At 68.7% G+C, this 19,066-nt stretch carries 16 protein-coding genes; 5 read left to right on the forward strand and 11 right to left on the reverse strand.

All coding sequences use genetic code 11. From position 1 onward, the window contains the following. Positions 1 to 37 precede the first annotated feature (37 nt). Positions 38 to 313 (forward strand): hypothetical protein, encoded by a 276-nt coding sequence (locus tag AB0I77_RS09695; protein WP_363281847.1) that lies wholly within the window; start codon positions 38 to 40, stop codon positions 311 to 313. On the opposite strand, the gene AB0I77_RS09700 is transcribed toward AB0I77_RS09695, so the two are convergent. The 9 genes from AB0I77_RS09700 to AB0I77_RS09740 form a co-directional block, all read right to left on the reverse strand. Beyond that, positions 288 to 785, reverse strand: coding sequence for a hypothetical protein (locus tag AB0I77_RS09700; RefSeq protein ID WP_363281848.1), 498 nt, complete (start codon positions 783 to 785; stop codon positions 288 to 290). The genes AB0I77_RS09695 and AB0I77_RS09700 overlap by 26 nt on opposite strands. Positions 786 to 986: 201 nt before the next feature. Next, positions 987 to 1,547, reverse strand: a complete 561-nt coding sequence (locus AB0I77_RS09705) for an isochorismatase family protein (protein WP_363281849.1) — start codon at positions 1,545 to 1,547, stop codon at positions 987 to 989. A gap of 75 nt (positions 1,548 to 1,622) precedes the next feature. Beyond that, positions 1,623 to 2,738, reverse strand: coding sequence for an oligopeptide/dipeptide ABC transporter ATP-binding protein (locus AB0I77_RS09710; protein ID WP_363281850.1), 1,116 nt, complete (start codon positions 2,736 to 2,738; stop codon positions 1,623 to 1,625). Positions 2,739 to 2,806: 68 nt separating this feature from the next. After that, the gene (locus AB0I77_RS09715; protein ID WP_363281851.1) at positions 2,807 to 3,868 is read right to left on the reverse strand and encodes an ABC transporter ATP-binding protein; all 1,062 of its coding nucleotides are present in this window, start codon (positions 3,866 to 3,868) and stop codon (positions 2,807 to 2,809) included. A 14-nt stretch (positions 3,869 to 3,882) separates the two neighbouring features. Then, entirely contained in the window at positions 3,883 to 4,863 is a 981-nt protein-coding gene (locus tag AB0I77_RS09720) for an ABC transporter permease (RefSeq protein WP_363281852.1), read from the reverse strand. A gap of 93 nt (positions 4,864 to 4,956) precedes the next feature. Beyond that, complete coding sequence (locus tag AB0I77_RS09725; RefSeq protein ID WP_363281853.1) at positions 4,957 to 6,765, reverse strand: ABC transporter substrate-binding protein; 1,809 nt, start codon at positions 6,763 to 6,765, stop codon at positions 4,957 to 4,959. Positions 6,766 to 6,821: 56 nt separating this feature from the next. Next, positions 6,822 to 7,856, reverse strand: coding sequence for an ABC transporter permease (locus AB0I77_RS09730; protein WP_363281854.1), 1,035 nt, complete (start codon positions 7,854 to 7,856; stop codon positions 6,822 to 6,824). Positions 7,857 to 8,508: 652 nt separating this feature from the next. Next, entirely contained in the window at positions 8,509 to 10,416 is a 1,908-nt protein-coding gene (gene typA / locus AB0I77_RS09735) for a translational GTPase TypA (RefSeq protein WP_363281855.1), read from the reverse strand. 141 nt (positions 10,417 to 10,557) lie between these two features. Beyond that, positions 10,558 to 12,777, reverse strand: a complete 2,220-nt coding sequence (locus AB0I77_RS09740; protein WP_363281856.1) for an ABC transporter family substrate-binding protein — start codon at positions 12,775 to 12,777, stop codon at positions 10,558 to 10,560. A gap of 297 nt (positions 12,778 to 13,074) precedes the next feature. Between AB0I77_RS09740 and AB0I77_RS09745 the strand changes: the two genes are divergently transcribed. Genes AB0I77_RS09745 through AB0I77_RS09760 form a run of 4 tightly spaced genes read left to right on the forward strand, consistent with a single transcriptional unit; the run spans position 13,075 to position 16,930 of the window. Further along, entirely contained in the window at positions 13,075 to 13,365 is a 291-nt protein-coding gene (locus AB0I77_RS09745; protein WP_363281857.1) for a hypothetical protein, read from the forward strand. 18 nt (positions 13,366 to 13,383) lie between these two features. After that, positions 13,384 to 14,220: a hypothetical protein gene (locus tag AB0I77_RS09750; protein WP_363281858.1), complete on the forward strand. Its 837-nt coding sequence runs from the start codon at positions 13,384 to 13,386 to the stop codon at positions 14,218 to 14,220. Next, positions 14,220 to 16,157, forward strand: a complete 1,938-nt coding sequence (locus AB0I77_RS09755) for a fumarate reductase/succinate dehydrogenase flavoprotein subunit (protein WP_363281859.1) — start codon at positions 14,220 to 14,222, stop codon at positions 16,155 to 16,157. Before AB0I77_RS09750 ends, AB0I77_RS09755 begins: the two co-directional genes overlap by 1 nt. Further along, positions 16,154 to 16,930: a succinate dehydrogenase/fumarate reductase iron-sulfur subunit gene (locus tag AB0I77_RS09760; RefSeq protein ID WP_363281860.1), complete on the forward strand. Its 777-nt coding sequence runs from the start codon at positions 16,154 to 16,156 to the stop codon at positions 16,928 to 16,930. The genes AB0I77_RS09755 and AB0I77_RS09760 overlap by 4 nt, the downstream gene beginning before the upstream one ends. On the opposite strand, the gene AB0I77_RS09765 is transcribed toward AB0I77_RS09760, so the two are convergent. Together AB0I77_RS09765 and AB0I77_RS09770 are read right to left on the reverse strand one after the other, a co-directional pair. Next, the gene (locus AB0I77_RS09765) at positions 16,922 to 17,857 is read right to left on the reverse strand and encodes a class I SAM-dependent methyltransferase (protein ID WP_363281861.1); all 936 of its coding nucleotides are present in this window, start codon (positions 17,855 to 17,857) and stop codon (positions 16,922 to 16,924) included. The two genes, AB0I77_RS09760 and AB0I77_RS09765, sit on opposite strands and share 9 nt — an antisense overlap. Positions 17,858 to 17,946: 89 nt before the next feature. After that, positions 17,947 to 19,029: a phosphotransferase gene (locus AB0I77_RS09770; RefSeq protein WP_363281862.1), complete on the reverse strand. Its 1,083-nt coding sequence runs from the start codon at positions 19,027 to 19,029 to the stop codon at positions 17,947 to 17,949. Between the last annotated feature and the right edge of the window lie 37 nt (positions 19,030 to 19,066).

The following is a 19,066-nucleotide window of genomic DNA, read 5'->3' on the forward strand; positions in this document are numbered from 1 at the left end:
CTCCACGACGGTCACATTCGGCGGGGACGACTTCAGCATGTGCGCCCACGTACGGGCGCAGTGGGCGGCACCCGGGCAGGTGAAGATCGCACTGGCCTGTTGGGTCGTCAACATGGACACCGCGCGCTATCTCGGTGACAACCCACCTGCCGAAGGGGAGATGCTCCTGCCACCGGAAGGCACAGCGGTGTGGGACGAGGAACTGACCAGCCGGGTGATCGGCCACCCCGCAGCTCGTATGAGCGCTCTTGCCCCCGCCCTGCCGACCACCGACGAACACCTCACTATCACTGTGCCTCTCGTCCTGACGTAGTCCCGCCAAGTCCCGCCAAGTCCCGCCAAAATTGTGCGACGTACTGTTCTACGCCGCGCACAACACCGTGCTGGGCTTGCCTGAATGCCTCCGTCCGCCCGGTGCACACCACTCGTACCATCCAGGCGCCCGGCCTGTCGGACAACTCGATCGCATAGGGCATCGGTCCTCCTGCCACCCCCGTGACGCGCAGCTTGCCCGATGAGCAGGCGACGCTGGCAGTGGCTGTCTCGTCCCAATCTCCGGCTGGCATCTCCGGTTCCCCGTCCCAGACTTCAACCGCCAGGGAGGCAGTGTGGGTGTGTCCGGCGCTGAGAAAGTCCAGGCGCCCTGGGTGAGCGGCGAGGAATGTGTCGCCCTCGAAGCCCTCCGGGAACAGCACGGGAACCTGCGTATCGTCGAAATCCTGCAAGGCCCACCCGTTGTAGTCCACGTGCACGGGATACTCCTGGCGCCTGATCAGGACGGCCACATCCCCTCCTCTTGACGCGTGATTTTTGTGCGGTTGCTATCCAGCATCGTCGATCTTCGTCACTAGAGGGCGTCATCACCTCAGCCATCTGCAAGATCGCGCGCTGCCCCGCACGATGGCTCGGTCCGGAAGGCCGCCGAAACTACCGCAGGACAGCCGGCGACAGGGGCTCTCGAAAGGTGTGGCACTCCTGAACAGCCGTCAGGATGCGCCCCCGAAATCGACATCCTTGGTCTCGACGGTCCCCGCCGTCCGCCCCGGCGCCGTCTGATAGGTCCAGTACAGGTTCGTGTGCGCGATGACCTGGTCCGGTGGCGGCGCTCCCCATGCCGTCTTGTCCCCCGTCGTGTGAGCGTCGCCGACAAGGGTGGCGTCGTATCCCCTGACGAGAGCGCCGTGGAGCGTCGAGCGGATGCACGCGTCACTCTCGGCGCCGACGATGACGAGTCGCCCGGCTCCAAGGCCCGACAGCACGGACTCAAGGATGGTGTCCTCGAAGGAGTCGCCGTAGTTCTTCTCGACGAGCGGCTCAGCGGCGCCCGGAGTCAGTTCGGGGACGATCTGCCAGCCGTCGCTCCCCTTCACAAGCCCCTCGTCCGCGTGCTGGACCCAGACAACGGGGACCCGCTCCCGCCGCGCCTTTTCGACAAGGCCGCCGACGTTCGCGACGACCGCGTCGCGCCCGTGAGCCCCCGCGACGACGCCTTTCTGCACATCGACAACGAGAAGTGCGGTATGCGGTCGGTCTTCGAGTGTGGTCATGTCTCCCCCTACGCGCGCTGGGCTCCTTTTTCCACGCACGGTAGACCCAACCACTGACAATGGGCCGTCCGCTCGCTAGTTCTCCCCCTCCAACGCCACCAACCCCGGATCCAGCACAATGTCCTCCCCCCGCCCCTCGATCGTCGGCTCCTCCGGGAAGTGGCAGGCCGTCAGGTGGCCCTCCCGGTTGCCGGAGATCTGGATCAGCGGGGGCACCTCCGCCGCGCACTTGTCCTGCGCCTTCCAGCAGCGGGTGCGGAAGCGGCAGCCGGAGGGTGGGGCGATCGGGGACGGTACGTCGCCGGCCAGGCGGATGCGTTCGCGGCCGGCCGTCTCCCCGTCGGTGAGGTTCACTTCGGGTACGGCGGACAGCAGGGCGTGGGTGTACGGGTGGCGGGGCCGGGTGTAGATGGAGTCGCGGTCGCCGACCTCGATGATCTTGCCGAGGTACATCACCGCCACGCGCTGCGAGAAGTGGCGGACCACCGCCAGGTCGTGGGCGATGAAGAGGAAGGCGATGCCCAGGTCCTTCTGGACCTTCTGGAGCAGGTTCACCACCTGGGCCTGGATCGAGACGTCCAGGGCGGAGACCGGCTCGTCCGCCACGATCAGCTTCGGTTCCAGGGCCAACGCGCGGGCCACGCCGATGCGTTGGCGCTGGCCGCCGGAGAACTCGTGCGGGAAGCGGTTGTAGTGCTCGGGGTTGAGGCCGACGATCTCCAGCAGTTCGCGGACGCGCTTCTCCCTGCCCCCTTCCGGCTCGATCCCGTTGATCTCCATCGGGCCCGAGATGATCTTGCCGACCGTCTGTCGCGGGTTCAGCGAGGAGTACGGGTCCTGGAAGATCATCTGGATCTCCGAGCGAACCGGCGCCAGTTGCTTGCGCGTGGCGTGGCTGATGTCCTGGCCGCGGTACGAGATCCTCCCGGACGTCGGCTCCAGCAGGCGCGTGATCAGGCGGCCCGTCGTCGACTTGCCGCAGCCCGACTCCCCCACCAGGCCGAAGCTCTCGCCGACGTTCACGGTCAGGTCGATGCCGTCGACGGCCTGCACCTGACCGATGGTGCGCCGGATCGGGAAGCCGCCCTTGACCGGGAAGTGCTTGACGAGCCCCTCCACCACCAGCAGCGGATCGCCCGCGGTGCCGGCGGCGGCCTCGCGGGGAGCGGGGAGGACGAGGTCCTCTTTCATGACAGTTGTCCTCCTCATAGGGGCACCAGCCCCAGCGTGCTCATACGGCCACTGGCTTCATACGGCCACTACCCCAGTCGGGGCTTGATCTCTTCCACGAAGATGGTCCGCTTCTGCTCCGCCGTGAGGTGGCACGCGGAGGCGCGGTCCGGGCCCAGCAGGGGGCGCTCGGTGACACAGCGGTCGCCGCCGACCCGGTCCTGGAAGGTGCAGCGGGGGTGGAAACGGCAGCCGGACGGCGGGGTGAGCAGGGACGGCGGGGTGCCGGGGATCGGCGCGAGCGGGGCGGCGAGGTCCGAGTCGAGGCGCGGCATGGAGTTCAACAGGCCCCAGGTGTACGGGTGTTGCGGCGAGCGCAGCACCTCGTTCATCGTGCCGCGCTCGACCGCTCCGCCCGCGTACATCACCATGATGTCGTCGGCCATGTCGGCGATGACACCGAGGTCGTGGGTGATGAAGATGATCGCCGTGCCGAACTCCCGCTGGAGTTCCTTGAGCAGGTCGAGGATCTGCGCTTGGACGGTCACGTCGAGGGCCGTGGTGGGCTCGTCGGCGATCAGCAGGTCGGGGTCGCAGACCAGCGCCATCGCGATCATCGCGCGCTGGCGCATACCGCCGGAGAACTGGTGCGGGTAGTCCTTGGCCCGTTGCCCGGGGTTGGGGATGCCGACCTTGCCGAGCATGTCCACGGCCCGCTCCCAGGCCACCTTCTTCGAGACGCCCATGTGCTTCATGTACGGCTCGGCGATCTGCCGGCCCACCGTGTAGTACGGCGACAGCGCGGTGAGCGGGTCCTGGAAGATCATGGCGGCCTTGTTGCCGCGCACCTTCTCCAGCTCGGACTCCCGGGCGGTGGTGAGCTCCTGGCCGTCCAGGAGGATCTCGCCCTCGACGGTGGTGAACTTCGGGTTGTGCAGCCCGAGGATGGTCAGGTTGGTGACGGACTTGCCGGAGCCCGACTCGCCCACGATGCCGAGGGTCTTGCCCTTGCGCAGGTCGAAGGAGAGTCCGTCGACGGCCCGGATGACCCCGTCCTCGGTGCGGAAACTGACGTGCAGGTCCCGCACCGAGAGAAAGGCGCCCGCGTCGGCCGGTACGGGAGCCCCGGATTCCTTGGTCACAGTGGTCACGGCAGACAGTGCTCCTAGGCCAGCCGCACGCGCGGGTCGATGAAGGCGTACGCGGCGTCGACGACGATGTTGCACAGCAGGATCATGGTGGCCGAGAACAGCATCACGCCCAGCAGCAGCGGCAGATCGCTGAAGGACACCGCCTCCACCGCGAGCCGGCCCAGGCCCGGCAGGCCGAAGGTGTACTCGGTGATGATGGCGCCGCCCAGCAGCGAGCCGAGGTCGATGCCGAAGATGGTGACGATGGGGATCAGCGAGCCGCGCCAGGCGTAGCGGAAGAAGACGTAGCGACGGGACATGCCCTTCGCGCGGGCGGTGCGGACGTGTTCCTCCTGGAGCTGCTCGATCATCGACGACCGGGCCATACGCGTGTACTGCGAGGCGAAGATCGTGGACAGCACCACCCACGGGAGGATCAGGCCGGCGAACCAGGCGGCCGGGTCTTCGGTGAGCTCGTTGTAGGCGGGCTTGTCGAACAGGTGGGTCTGGTAGACGAGGATCGCCAGCGCCAGGGGGCCCAGGAAGTAGATCTGCATCGAGCTGATCACCATCGCCCCGGCGGTGAAGGTCTTGTCGATCAGCGTGCCGCGTTTCCAGGCGGCCATCAGACCGGTGCCGAGACCGATGATCAGGAAGCAGACCGCCCCGCCCAGGGTGAGCGAGAGGGTGGTGGGCAGCCGGTCCACCAGGGTGCCCCAGACCTGCTCGTTGGTGTGGTACGAGTACCCGAAGCACGGTGCGGGGCAGGGCCCTTGGGCGAAGTCGTTGCTGCCCAGGACCAGGTTGTGCAGGAAGATCCCGTACTGCTCGGGGATCGACTTGTCGAGGCCGAGGACGTGGTGGAGGTTCTCGAGGTTGGCCGGAGTGCACGTCTTGCCGCACATCAGGAGCGCCGGGTCACGCGGCATTCCGAAGAACAGCAGGAACGTGACGATACTCAGCAGGAAGAGGATGACGAGGGCGCCGAGCGACCGGCGTACGAGGAAGCGCAGCATGGCAGGGGCAGCTCTCAGGCGTCAGCGGGGCCGGGTCGGCACCCGGTGCGCCGCGAGGAGAGCGGGCGCACCGGGCACCGGGGCGGGCGGGGGTTACTTGACGTACAGGCGACGCGGGTCGACGCTCGCGATGACGTCGTCGTAGACGAGGCCGCCGATCTTGGATCCGGCGATCTGGGTCTGCTTGAAGTAACCGGTCGGGACGACGTTGACGACGTCCTTCACGATGTACTTGTCGAGCTTCTCCCACTCGGCCGCGGCCTTGGCGGGGTCGCTGATCTTGTTGATCCGGTCGATCTCGCTGTTGATCTTCGGATCGTTGACCTGCGAGTAGTTCTGCGCGCCCTCGGCGATCACGCGCCCGTCGTACAGCGGCGGGATCACGGTCGAGGCGGACGGCCAGTCGGCACCCCAGTTGGTGTTGAAGATGTCGTAGTTGTTGTCCAGCTTGCTGACCTGGTCGTAGTACGTCTCGGCCGGGATCTCCTGGCGCTGGACGTCGAAGCCGGCCTTCTTCAGGCCCGCCGCCATGGCGGTGGAGTACGCCTGGCCCTCGGCCGAGTTGATGTAGCCGAAGGTCAGCTTCATGCCGACTTTGCCGGCCTCCTCCAGGAGCTTCTTGGCCTTGGCCGGGTCACCGGCGGGGTTCTTCTTCTTGCCCCACGGGTCGAAGGCGGGGTCGTAGCCGGTGACGGTCGGGCTGATGATGCCGCCGGCGACCTCCATCGCGGCGCTGCCGCCGTAGGCCCGCACGAACGGCGAGACGGGCAGGGCGTACGCGATGGCCTCGCGGACCTTCTTGTCCTTCATCGGCGCGTGGCTCAGGTTGATGTTCATCTGGCCGACGTACGGCTGGTAGCCGATGACCGTACGGGACTTCATCTGCGGGTCGCTGAGGACCTTCGACAGGTTGCCCGCGTCGACCGAGTTCTGGAAGCTGACGCCGGCCTGGTCGGCGCCGGTGTCCGCGAGGAGCGCCTTGGTGGAGTCCTCGTACTCCTGGTTGAACGTGATGTTGAACCGGTCCACGTACTGGTGGCGCAGCGGGTCCGTCTTCGGGTCCCAGTTGGTGTTCTTGACGAGCACCATGGACTTGCCGGACTTGAAGGACTGGATCTTGTACGGGCCCGTCACCAGCGGGTCCCTGTCGTACTTCTCCTTCGTGTCGCCCTTCTCGGACACGACGGCGTAGCCCGCCATGGCCAGGGCGTACGGCAGGTCGGGGTGGGCGGTCTTGAAGTGGAAGACGATCGTCTTGTCGTCCGGCGTCTGAAGGATGCTGTCCGGCAGGTGCTTGCCCTTGAACGGGCCGTCGGGCAGCAGCTTGCGGTAGTCGGCGCCCGGAGTGTCGGCCAGCCACTGCTGGATGTACGGCGGGCCCTGGTTGATGAAGGCCGCGAACTGCCGCTCGAAGGTGTGCCGGACGTCGGCGGAGGTGATCGCCGATCCGTCCTCGAACTTGATGCCGTCCTTGAGCTCGAACTTCCAGGTCTTGCCGCCGTCCGTGGTCGTACCGGAGTCGGTGGCGAGGTCGCCGACGAGCTCGTGCTTCTTGCCGTCGTTGCTGGTCGCCTTGTAGCCGGTGAGCCCTCTGTGCAGCAGCTGGGCGACCGCCATCTCGTTCTGGACGTAGATCTGGCCCGGGTCGAGATGGGCGTAGCTGTCGCGGGCCGGCACCTGGATGGTGCCGCCGCTCTTGGCTCCTGGCACTTCGGGCGCCGGGCCCTGAGAGGCGGCGGCGTCCCCGAACTTGATCGTCGCCTGCTGCCGCTGGGCGTTCTCCTGGTCCTGCTTGCTGTTGTCGCCCGTGTCACTGCCGCCCTCGCTGCAACCGGTGAGCACGAGTGCTCCGGCCGCGAGCACCGAGATTGCGGCGTATACGTGGCGTCCGCCCCTACTCATCACTCAGTTTCCACCCATCTGTGTGTCACCAGTGCGAAAGTGCGAAGGAAGTGCCATCAGCGCGCCGACTTGGGGTCGAAGGCGTCCCTGACCGAGTCCCCGAGCAGGTTGAACGCCACGACGAAGATGATCATCGAGATGCCCGGGAAGAACATGTAGGTGATGTCGTTCTGCATCACGAGTTCGGTCGAGGCCTTGGAGAACATCTGCCCCCAGTCCGGCGTCGGTTCGACGATGCCGACGCCCAGGAAGGACAGACCGGCCTCGGCGGTCACGAAGTTGGGGAGCAGGTAGGTGCCCTGCACGAGGAGCGGCGTGACCACGTTCGGCAGGATCTCCCGGCGGATGATCCGCCAGGGCGGGGCCCCGCTGACCTTGGCCGCCTCGATGAACTCCCGCTCCCGCAGGGCGAGTGTGGTGCCTCGGAGGATGCGCCCGAGGCTCATCCAGCCCAGGAACCACTGCACGGCGATGAGGGCGACCACCCGGACGTAGACCGGGGTCTCGTCGGTGGGGCTGACGAAGAGTGAGATCACGACCGGCATGCTGGCGATGAAGAACAGCTGGGCCGGGAAGGCGAGGAGGAAGTCGATGACCCGGCTGATGAAGTAGTCGGTCCTGCCGCCGAGATAGCCGGCCGTGACGCCGAGGAGGATGCCGGTGAGCACCGCGGCGACCGTGACCGCGACGGAGATCATCAGCGAGGTCCGGATGCCGTAGAGGAGTTTGGTGAAGACGTCGTAGCCGTTGCCGGGCTCGAGGCCGAACCAGAACTCGCCGCTGATCCCGCCGTTGGGCTGCACCGGGACGCCCGCGCTGTCGAAGAGTTCGGGGCGCTCGTCGGCGTACACCGTGTACGGGTTCTTGCCGTAGAGCTTGGAGATCACCGGGGCGAGCAGTCCGATCGCGAAGAAGAAGATGACCACGCAGGCCGAGATCACGCCCGTACGGTCGCGCTTGAAGCGGATCCACATCAGCTGGCCGGGCGAGCGGCCCACCAGCTGCTGTTCTCCGGGTTTCTTCGTCGGCTCCGGTTCGCCGTCGACGAGGACCGGCGTGCCGCCGCCCTCAATGCCGATAGGACTTGTCACAGTTCGCCCATTTCACAGGTGTGGGTGTGCCGAGCCGGCGACCGGCGCAGGGTGTGCGCGATCGCGGGGCCGGATCATGAAGGAACGTCAGGAAACCCCGACGAAGCGGGAAAACCGCAGCCGGACGCGCGTAGGCGCAAGGCCGGACTGAGCGGCCTGACGAATCCTCAGAGCCAATCGCCTGATGCGGGCGTGCGGTCGACAGCTACGGACGATGTGACCCACCTGGCGTTTGTGACAGCGCGCATGGGACTCCTCCTCATGACTCCACGTGTTCACCAACAGGAGGGGGCACATGCCTTTCCTCCGCCACCCCTGACGAAGGATCAGACACCCCCTGGTGCTCGTGAGTCGGCGCTGTCCCCACAGCGCGAGACCCATTGACCCGAGCGTTACGCGGCTAACTATCTGCCATGAGCCAAGTAGCGACCACCGTCTTTAAATCTCAATTCAGTCACAGGTGACGCGTACATCTTCCAAAAACTGGACAAACCGTTCGGTAGGAGAAGGCCGCGAAACGGACGTGTTACATGCGTATCGGGCGAGGATCTCCGCATGCCGGACAAGGCGGCCGGAAAGCTGACTGAAAATGAGTTGCAAAAAAGCCCGGGCGCCCCCAAGGAGGGGGCGCCCGGGCTCAAGTGAGGGACGATCAGCCGTGCTTGGCGCGGCTCGCGGTGCGACCGCGCTCCTTCTGGTCGAGGACGACCTTGCGGATGCGAACGGCCTCCGGGGTCACCTCCACGCACTCGTCGTCGCGGCAGAACTCGAGGGACTGCTCCAGGGAGAGCTTGCGCGGCGGCACGATCGCCTCGAACGAGTCGGCGGCGGCGGAGCGCATGTTGGTGAGCTTCTTCTCCTTGGTGATGTTCACGTCCATGTCGTCGGCGCGGGAGTTCTCGCCGACGATCATGCCTTCGTACACCTCGGTGCCGGGGTCGGTGAACAGCACGCCGCGCTCCTGGAGGTTCGTCATCGCGAAGGCGGTGACGGCACCCGCGCGGTCGGCGACCAGCGAACCGTTGTTACGGGTCGTCAGGGTGCCGAACCACGGCTCGTGGCCCTCGTGGATGGAGTGGGCGATGCCGGTGCCGCGGGTGCCGGTGAGGAACTCGGTCCGGAAGCCGATGAGGCCGCGGGACGGCACGACGAACTCCAGCCGCACCCATCCCGAACCGTGGTTGGACATGTTGTCCATGCGGCCCTTGCGGACGCCCATCAGCTGCGTGACCGCGCCCATGTGCTCCTCGGGGACGTCGATCGTCATGCGCTCGACCGGCTCGTGGACCTTGCCGTCGATCTCCTGGGTGACCACCTGGGGCTTGCCGATGGTCAGCTCGAAGCCCTCGCGGCGCATCTGCTCGACCAGGATGGCGAGCGCCAGCTCGCCGCGACCCTGCACCTCCCAGGCGTCGGGACGCTCGGTGTCCAGGACCCGGAGGCTGACGTTACCGACCAGCTCGCGGTCCAGGCGGTCCTTGACCTGGCGGGCGGTGACCTTGCGGTCCTTGACGGCGGCCTTGGCGGTGGCGCCCTTGCCGGTGCCGCCGCGGCCGACCAGCGGCGAGGTGTTCGTGCCGATGGTCATGGAGATCGCCGGCTCGTCGACCGTGATGAGCGGCAGCGCGATCGGGTTCTCGGGGTCGGCGAGGGTCTCGCCGATCATGATGTCCGGGATGCCGGCGACGGCGCAGATGTCACCCGGGCCGGCCATCTCGGCGGGCTTGCGGGTGAGCGCCTCGGTCATCAGCAGCTCGGTGATGCGGACGTTGGACATCGTGCCGTCGCGCTTGATCCACGTGACGGTCTGGCCCTTGCGCAGCTCGCCCTGCTCGACGCGGAGCAGCGCGATACGGCCGAGGAAGTTGTCGGCGTCCAGGTTGGTGACGTGCGCCTGGAGCGGGGCCGCCTCGTCGTACTGCGGGGCCGGGACGTGCGACAGGATCGTGGAGAAGAACGGCTCCAGGCTGTCGCTGTCGGCCGGGACGGTGCCGTCCTCCGGCTTGGTCAGCGAGGCCACGCCGTCCCGCGCGCACGCGTAGACGATCGGGAACTCGATCTGCTCCTCGTCGGCGTCGAGGTCCAGGAAGAGGTCGTACGCCTCGTTCACGACCTCGTCGATACGGGAGTCGGGGCGGTCCGTCTTGTTGATGCACAGGATGACGGGCAGGCGGGCCTGAAGCGCCTTGCGCAGCACGAAGCGGGTCTGCGGCAGCGGGCCCTCGGAGGCGTCGACGAGCAGCACCACCGCGTCCACCATCGACAGGCCGCGCTCGACCTCACCACCGAAGTCGGCGTGGCCGGGGGTGTCGATGATGTTGATGGTGATGACATCGCTGCCATCTTTCGGGTGGTACTTGACCGCCGTGTTCTTGGCCAGGATCGTGATGCCCTTCTCACGCTCCAGGTCGTTCGAGTCCATCATGCGGTCGTCGAGCGACTCGGCGGCGTGCGCGGCGAAGGCACCCGCCTGCTTGAGCATGGCGTCGACCAGGGTGGTCTTGCCATGGTCGACGTGAGCGACGATGGCGACGTTGCGGATGTCGTGGCGCGTGGCCATGATGCGGCGATCTCCCGAAGTGTGAGGACGGCCCTGCTGCGTACGTCTGTGTTACGCGGGCCCCTGCCGGGCTGGACACGCCACGGCCTCACCCCATGGTACGTGGCCCTGGCGGCAGCGGCCTCCACAGGGCCGTGCGGCTCACTTCTCGGAGGGGCTCGCGGACGGCTTCATGCCCTTCTCCAGGAAGCCCATGTTCTCGTAGACGGGGGTCTGGAAGCCGAAGGCGCCGGCGTTCGCCAGGCTCTTGCGCGCGGCCGTCAGCTGGGGGCGCTGGTAGAGGGGGATCGAGCCGGCGGCCGCCCAGATGCGGGAGTCGGCCTTGCGGATGAGGCCGCGGTTCTCTTCCTCGTCGAGGGTGCCGAGGGCCTGGTCGAAGAGCTGGTCGACCTGGTCGGTGCCGACACGGGTGTAGTTCTGCTCGACGTTCAGGGAGCCGTCGGCGGCCGGGACCGGCTTGGCGAAGATCGGGCGGGCGTCGGTCGCGGGGAAGGCGGAGGTGGGCCAGGAGTACAGCGCGAGGTCGTACTGGCCGGACGCGATGTGGTCCTTGAAGTAGCTCTCGTCGGAGACCTTGGAGATCTCGGTGCGGATGCCGACCTTCGCCAGCATGCGGGAGATGCGGTCGGCGACGGTGCGCAGGGGCTGGGAACCGGAGCCCGAGGGCAGCACGAAGCGCAGGGTGAGCGGCTTGCCGTCCTTGGCGAGGGGGGCCGCGGCGGCACCCGCGGGGGCGGCGGTGCCCAGGGGGGCGTACGCGCCGGGGGCGTCGCCCTGCGCGTTGTGCTGCTTCTTCTCCCGGTCGGCCTCGCGGTGGGCCTTGTTGTCGGCGTCGGCGTCGGCGGCGGCGGCGCTGTTGTCCTCGTTGGCCGCGCTGGCCTCGCCGTCCCCGCTGCCCTCGCCGTCCCCGCCGTCCCCGCCGTCCCCGCCGTCCCCGCCGTCCCCGCCGACGATGTACGTCCCCTCGTCGTCGCCCGCCGGGTCGCCCTCGGCCTTCGCGGACTTCTCGCCCTCCTGGGCCCTCTCGGACTTCTCGGCCTCCGCCCCGGCCGCCTTCTCGGACTTCTCGCCCTCCGCCCCGGCCGCCTTCTCGCCCTTCTTCTCCTCCTTGAGCGGCCCGCCGGGCACCCACCCGGCGTCCGCGAGCAGCGCCCGCGCCTCCGCGGTGTCCTGGCCGCCGAGCGCGCCGCTGTTGTCGGCGTACGCGGCCTGCCCGGACAGCGCGAGGTGGCTGCCGACGGGCACGGCGGGCAGCCCGAGCGGCTTGAGGACAGCCTTCGCCAGCTCCTTGCGGTCGAGAGCGCGGGCCACGGCCCGGCGCACGCGCTCGTCGGCGAGCGGACCGCCGGCGCCGTTGAGGGCGAGCTGGGTGTAGGCGGACTCCAGCGACTTGCGCACCTCGAAGCCCTGGAGGGCCTGCTGCTGACGCTGGTACTTCGTGCCGCCCGGTCCCTGGAGCGGGGTGTCCGCGCCCTTGCCGCGCGCGCGGGCGGCGAGGGTGACGCGTCCGGCCGCCTCCGGGTCGATCTCGGCCAGGTCGATCTGTCCGGCGGCCAGCGCGGCGGCCCGCTTGTCGCGCGGTACGGCGCTCAGCACGATCTCGGAGAGCTTGGCGCGCTGTCCCCACCAGCGCGGATTGCGGGTGAGCGTGACCTCCTCGCCCTTGCGGTCGACCTTCTTCACGGCGAAGGGACCGGCGCTGACCTTCAGCTTCCGCCGGGCCCCGTCGTTGAAGGTGTCCGGGCTGCCCATGACGTCCTTCGGGTACAGCGGCGAGAACAGCGACCGCCAGTCGGCGTACGGCCGCGCGAAGGTGACCTTGACCTCCAGGTCGTTCGCGCCGCGCTCGATCTTCTCGATGCGGTCGTAGCCGGCGTTGCGGGCGGTCCAGTAGGCACTGTCCTTGCCGGACAGGGCCCGCCACTGGGCGGCGAAGTCGGCGGCGCCGATCTCCCGGCCGTCGCTCCACACGGCCTCCTGGTTGAGCTTGTACAGGACGACCTGCTTGGGCTCGGTGTCCACGACCTTGGCGGACTCCAGGTAGTCGGGGTTGCGCTCCGGCCGCCCGTTCTCGTCCAGCCGGTACATCGACGGCAGGACGGCCTGGGCGATCCGGCTGGTGGCCGCGTCGGCGTCCGCCTGGAACGCGTTCAGGGTCTCCGGTACGGCGTCCACGGCCCAGCGCAGGCTGCCGCCGTCGGCGACCTGGGCGCGGCCGGCCGACGCGATGTCCTGCCCGACGAGGGGCTTGCTCGCCTCGTCATCGGAGCCGCATGCAGCGAGCAGGGGGACCGCGAGCGCACCCGCGGTGAGGAAGGCGGCCGAGCGCATCGCGCGCAGTCTGACGCCGTCGTGGGACATCTGCTTACCTCCGGGAGCCGCGGGCGTTATGATCACTTTTGGCGGTATATGGAGCTGATCACATGTATGCGGCCACTGAAGAGGAAAGGGTTCGGCAACGGTCGGCGACACGGCGACAAAAGCCGGGAAGCCCACCCGTGCGGCGCAACGCACCACGGTGTGCACGCAGGGGATGCACCGATACGCCTCGGCCAATCGGTGCACGTCCCTTCCCACCGGCGGGTGTGACGCGCAACACTCGCAGGCGCATGAACGTTGCCGTCCAGGGCACCACCGCCCACGGAAGCGAGGTACGTCATGTCCGTGCACGACGAACTGACCTCAGTCCAGCGCTGCCTCGATGATCTGGCCCGGTCGGTCGGACGACTGGAGCAGCAGATCGGCAGCGGCGGGCTCGAAATGCGCCGCGTCCGCGCCGACGCCGACCACCTGCGCGAGAGCGTCGCGCTGCTGCGCGAGACGGCCACCACACCGGCCTCGGCAAAGCGCCCCGATCTCGTCACCATCCCCGACACCCCGTACGACGACTCACTGTGGATCGACTCGGACGACGAAGGACTCGGCGCCCGGGACCGGCACGCCCCCTGACCCGACCGGAGTCACCCATTGGCCACTGGTACGGAACCTCCAGCCACAGACCCCCATCCGCCCGGCGGCGGCGTACGCACCGGTACGCGCGCCGCGATCGACGCCCCGCACCTGCGGACCGACCGCTGGTGGCTGGCGCCCGCCGTCACGGCCGCCGGGCTGCTCGCCTTCGTCGTCTACTCGACCTGGCGGGCGTTCGCGAACGCCGACTACTACGCCGCGCCGTACGTGTCGCCGTTCTACTCGCCGTGCCTGGCGGAGAACTGCGACGCGATGCGCGCCGGTCCCAACTGGGACCTCTTCGGCGGCTGGTGGGGCATCTCCCCCGCGATCATCATCCTGATCTTCCCGCTCGGCTTCCGCCTGACCTGCTACTACTACCGCAAGGCCTATTACCGGGGCTTCTGGGCCTCCCCGCCGGCCTGCGCGGTGGCCGAGCCGCACAAGAAGTACACCGGTGAGACCCGCTTCCCGCTGGTCGTGCAGAACATCCACCGGTACTTCTTCTACGCCGCGATCGTCGTCGCCGGGATCCTGACCTACGACACCGTGCTCGCCTTCCGCGACGAGCACTACGCGTGGGGTCACATGGGCCTCGGCACCCTCGTGTTCCTGGTCAACATCGTGCTGATCTGGGCGTACACGATCTCCTGTCACTCCTGCCGGCACATCGTCGGCGGCAAGCTCAAGCACTTCTCGAAGCATCCCGTGCGCTACCGGATGTGGCAGTGGGTCGGGAAGCTCAACGCCCGGCACATGCTGCTCGCCTGGGCGTCGCTGGTGAGCGTGGCGCTCGCCGACTTCTACGTGTACCTGGTCGCGTCCGGCGCCTTTGATGATCCGAGGTTTTTCTGATGTCCGTTGTGGACCGGCAGCAGTGGGACGTCGTCGTGGTCGGCGCCGGCGGAGCCGGGCTGCGCGCCGCCATCGAGGCACGTGAGCGCGGCGCTCGTACGGCCGTCATCTGCAAGTCGTTGTTCGGCAAGGCGCACACGGTGATGGCCGAGGGCGGCATCGCGGCGGCGATGGGCAACGTCAACGCGCGCGACAACTGGCAGGTCCACTTCCGCGACACCATGCGCGGCGGCAAGTTCTTCAACCAGTGGCGGATGGCCGAACTGCACGCGCAGGAGGCGCCGGACCGGGTGTGGGAGCTGGAGGCCTGGGGCGCCCTGTTCGACCGTACGAAGGACGGCCGGATCTCGCAGCGCAACTTCGGCGGCCACGAGTACCCGCGCCTCGCGCACGTCGGCGACCGCACCGGCCTGGAGCTGATCCGCACGCTCCAGCAGAAGATCGTCGCCCTCCAGCAGGAGGACCATCGCGAGACCGGCGACTACGAGTCCGGACTGAAGGTCTTCCAGGAGTGCACGGTCACGCGGATCCTCAAGGACGGCTCGCGTGTCAGCGGCGTCTTCGCCTACGACCGCGAGACCGGCCGTTTCTTCGTCCTCGAAGCCCCCTCCGTCGTGCTCGCGACCGGCGGCATCGGCAAGTCCTTCAAGGTGACGTCGAACTCGTGGGAGTACACGGGCGACGGCCACGCGCTCGCGCTCCTCGCGGGCGCGCCCCTGCTGAACATGGAGTTCGTGCAGTTCCACCCGACGGGCATGGTCTGGCCGCCGTCGGTGAAGGGGATCCTCGTCACGGAGTCCGTGCGCGGCGACGGCGGGGTGCTCAGGAACTCCGAGGGCAAACGCTTCATGTTCGACTACATCCCGGACGTCTTCAAGGAGAAGTACGCCCAGTCCGAGGAGGAGGGCGACCGCTGGTACGAGGACCCGGACAACAACCGGCGTCCCCCCGAGCTGCTCCCCCGTGACGAGGTGGCCCGGGCGATCAACTCCGAGGTGAAGGCGGGCCGCAGCTCCCCGCACGGCGGGGTCTTCCTCGACGTGTCGACCCGCATGCCCGCCGAGGTCATCCGGCGCCGGCTGCCCTCCATGTACCACCAGTTCAGGGAGCTGGCCGACGTCGACATCACCGCGGAGCCGATGGAGGTCGGGCCCACCTGTCACTACGTGATGGGCGGCATCGCGGTCGACTCCGACACGGCCGCCGCCCGCGGGGTGCCGGGGCTGTTCGCGGCCGGTGAGGTCGCGGGCGGCATGCACGGCTCCAACCGCCTCGGCGGCAACTCGCTCTCCGACCTGCTGGTGTTCGGGCAGCGGGCTGGCCGGCACGCGGCGGAGTACGCGACCGGGCCGGCCGGGGAACGCCCCCCGGTCGACGAGGCCCAGGTCGACGCGGCCGCCGCCGAGGCCCTGCGCCCCTTCTCCGCCGAAGGCCCCGCACAGGAGGACGGCCGCCCGCCGGAGAACCCGTACACCCTCCACCAGGAACTCCAGCGGACCATGAACGACCTCGTCGGCATCATCCGCCGCGAGGCGGAGATGGAGCAGGCCCTGGAGAAGCTGGGGGACCTGCGGCTGCGGGCCCGGCGGGCCGGGGTGGAGGGCCACCGGCAGTTCAATCCCGGCTGGCATCTCGCCCTGGACCTGCGGAACATGCTGCTGGTCAGCGAGTGCGTGGCCCGGGCGGCGCTGGAGCGCACCGAGTCGCGCGGCGGCCACACCCGTGAGGACCACTCGGCGATGGACCGCGAGTGGCGCCGTATCAATCTGCTGTGCCAACTCGTCGACCCGACAGGTGGATTGGCGGCGACGGACCCGGTCCGCGGCCAGATCGACCTCGTACGGGAGACCGCCGAACCCATCCGCCCCGACCTGCTCGCCCTCTTCGACAAGGAGGAGCTGGTCAAGTACCTCGCCGAAGAGGAGCTGTACGAATGAGCGGCTACACGGCCCACTTCAAGGTGTGGCGGGGTGACGTCGGGGGCGGCGGCCTGGAGGACTTCAAGATCGAGGTCAACGAGGGCGAGGTCGTCCTCGACATCATCCACCGCATCCAAGCCACCCAGGCCCCCGACCTGGCCGTCCGCTGGAACTGCAAGGCGGGCAAGTGCGGTTCGTGCTCGGCGGAGATCAACGGGCGGCCCCGGCTGATGTGCATGACCCGCATGTCGGTGTTCACCGAGGAGGAGACGATCACCGTCACGCCCCTGCGCGCCTTCCCCGTCGTACGGGATCTCGTCACGGACGTCAGCTTCAACTACACGAAGGCGCGTGAGGTCCCTTCCTTCGTGCCGCCGGAGGGGGTCGCGCCGGGCGAGTACCGGATGATGCAGGAGGACGTGGACCGGTCGCAGGAGTTCCGCAAGTGCATCGAGTGCTTCCTGTGCCAGGACACCTGCCATGTGGTCCGCGACCACGAGGAGAACAAGACGTCGTTCGCGGGCCCGCGCTTCCTGATGCGGGTCGCGGAACTGGACATGCACCCGCTGGACGCCGCCGCCGAGACCGGCCTCGACCGCAAGAAGACCGCCCAGGACGAGCACGGTCTCGGCTACTGCAACATCACCAAGTGCTGTACGGAGGTCTGCCCCGAGGGCATCAAGATCACGGACAATGCGCTGATTCCGTTGAAGGAACGGGCGGTTGACCGCAAGTACGATCCGTTGGTGTGGCTGGGGAACAAGATCAGGCGGCGGACCTCGTCAGGCTGATGCCCGCAGATAGCCCGAGTGCGCGACCTGGCCGAGGAAGGTGAACCTGGTCTCGGTGGCCATGTGTTTCTCGAAGGCCTCCTTGATGCCGGGCCACTTGGGGTGCCCGAAGTCGTCCAGGACGACGATGCCGCCGGGCGCGACGATCCGCTCGGCCCACTCCAGGTCCGCCAGGACACCGGCGGCGGAGTGGTCGCCGTCGACGATGATCACGCCGTAGGCGCGGTCCGAGACCAGGAGGCGCACCTCGGGGTCCTCGGAGAAGCCCTGCTGGATCCGGGTCGCGGCGCCGGCCGCTCCCGCCAGGGCCAGATTGGTGCGTACCGCGGCGCCCCGCACGGGGGTGCCCGTCACGTCGTCCCCCATGGTGGCTCCGGGCTGCAACTGCGTGCCCGCGAGCGGGTCGACGATCGTCAGGCGCGGGTCGCGTCCGGCGCGCTCCATCATCCGGATCAGGGCCGCGCCGAACATCCCGTACAGGGTGCCGATCTCCAGGATCTCGTCGTTCGGCGGATCGAGCAGCGGTACGGCGGACAGCTTGCCGACGATGTTCATCGTGCCGCCGGCGATCCGGCCGACCCCGAGCGCCTCCAACGCGATGAGCAGCCGGAACGCCTGGGCGACGGTGCGCTCGGCGCGGTCCCTGTCGCCGGCCACCTGGGCCAACTCGTCGATCGTGCGGTTGAGATGGGGCGCGGACGGCAGCCGTGACGCGCCGCGCCCGGTCCCGTCGAAGAACAGCTCCAGGGGGCGCTGCCGGTTGCGCAGCTTCTTCAGTTCCTGCCGCAACGCGTCGTCCGAGGAAGTCCGGACGGTCGAGGTGTTCCCGACGGCACGGCGGACCTGGCGCTCGATGCGCTGGTCGATGAGTTCGACGATCGGTCGCAGGGCACGCCGGGCGGCCTTGCTGGTGATTAACGCTCGCATCCGTGGACCGTAGGGGGCTCACAGTTGGCCCACAACTAACACAGGAAACGTGCGGACGAAGCGCGCGTGACGGCTGGGTGACGAGATGTTCATGTCGCGGAGCCCGCGCGCCCGACCAGCTCCAGGGCCTTGCGCAGGTTGTGCTCGGCGATGGCGCGCATCGGCTCCGGGTCCGGGAAGTCGCCGTCGAGGAGACGGAGCGGACCGGACACCAGGCCCAGGTGCATGGCCAGGCGGTAGAGGCGCAGGCGGTCCTCGTCCAGGTCGGGGGCGCGCAGGACGTCGTAGTGCGCTCCGAAGCGCAGCCGCAGGAACACGTGCTCGAACTCCACGTCGAAGTACAGCAGGCCTTCGACGTCGATCAGGACGGGGTTGCCGTCGGCGTCCAACAGGACGTGGTCGGGGCCGAGTTCGCCGTGGATGAGGCTGTACCGGGTGCGGGGACCGACCGCCGCGGCCAGTTCTCGGATGGTCGCTTCCAGGTCCTCCTTCGCGGCGGAGATGCGCGCGTCCCGCGGGGCGGCCTCCGCGATGGAGCGCAGGGCACCGTCCGTGACCCGTTGTTCGCAGGAACTGGCGGACGAGACACCGCCGTTGTCCACCAGCGCGACCTTGCCGAAGGCCGGCCCCTCGTGGGCGTGCAGCACGGCGAGCTGGGCGGCCAGCCGTTCCAGGGACGCGCGCCCCGCGACCGGGTCACGCTCCAGCGCCTCCTCCAGGCTGCCGCCGGTCACGTCCTCCATGACCGCCGCGTCCGCCGGAAGGTGCGTGTGCGTGGCGTCGGCGTACAGCAGCCGGGGCGTGCGCACGCCGACGACGGTCAGGCGGTCGTGGGCCGCGGTGAGCAGGTCGAGCCCGGTGCCGTGGGAGAAGGGGTCGCGGGGGTCGGAGGGCCCGGCGTCCCAGTAGTCCTCGTCCGCCGACCAGACGTAGGCGACGGCGGTCGTGTCGTCGTCGAAGGCCATCCGGTAGACACCCTTCTTGCTGCCACCCCGGATCCGGGTGACGGCGGCGAGGGTGCGGTGCGGGCCGGTCGCCGCCCGGGCGAGCGGGGCGAGGTCGTCGCGGGTGAGGGGCCTGCGGGGCGGGGGCTTGCGGGGGTGGGGAGGGGGCTTTCGGGGCTGGGGCTGGGAGTTTCGGGGGTGGGGCTGGGACTTCCGGGTGCCGGTCACGCGTCGGATCGTGGCACCCGGTACGGCCCGGCCGCAG

This window comes from Streptomyces sp. NPDC050619 (assembly GCF_040654815.1).
Taxonomy (GTDB): domain Bacteria; phylum Actinomycetota; class Actinomycetes; order Streptomycetales; family Streptomycetaceae; genus Streptomyces.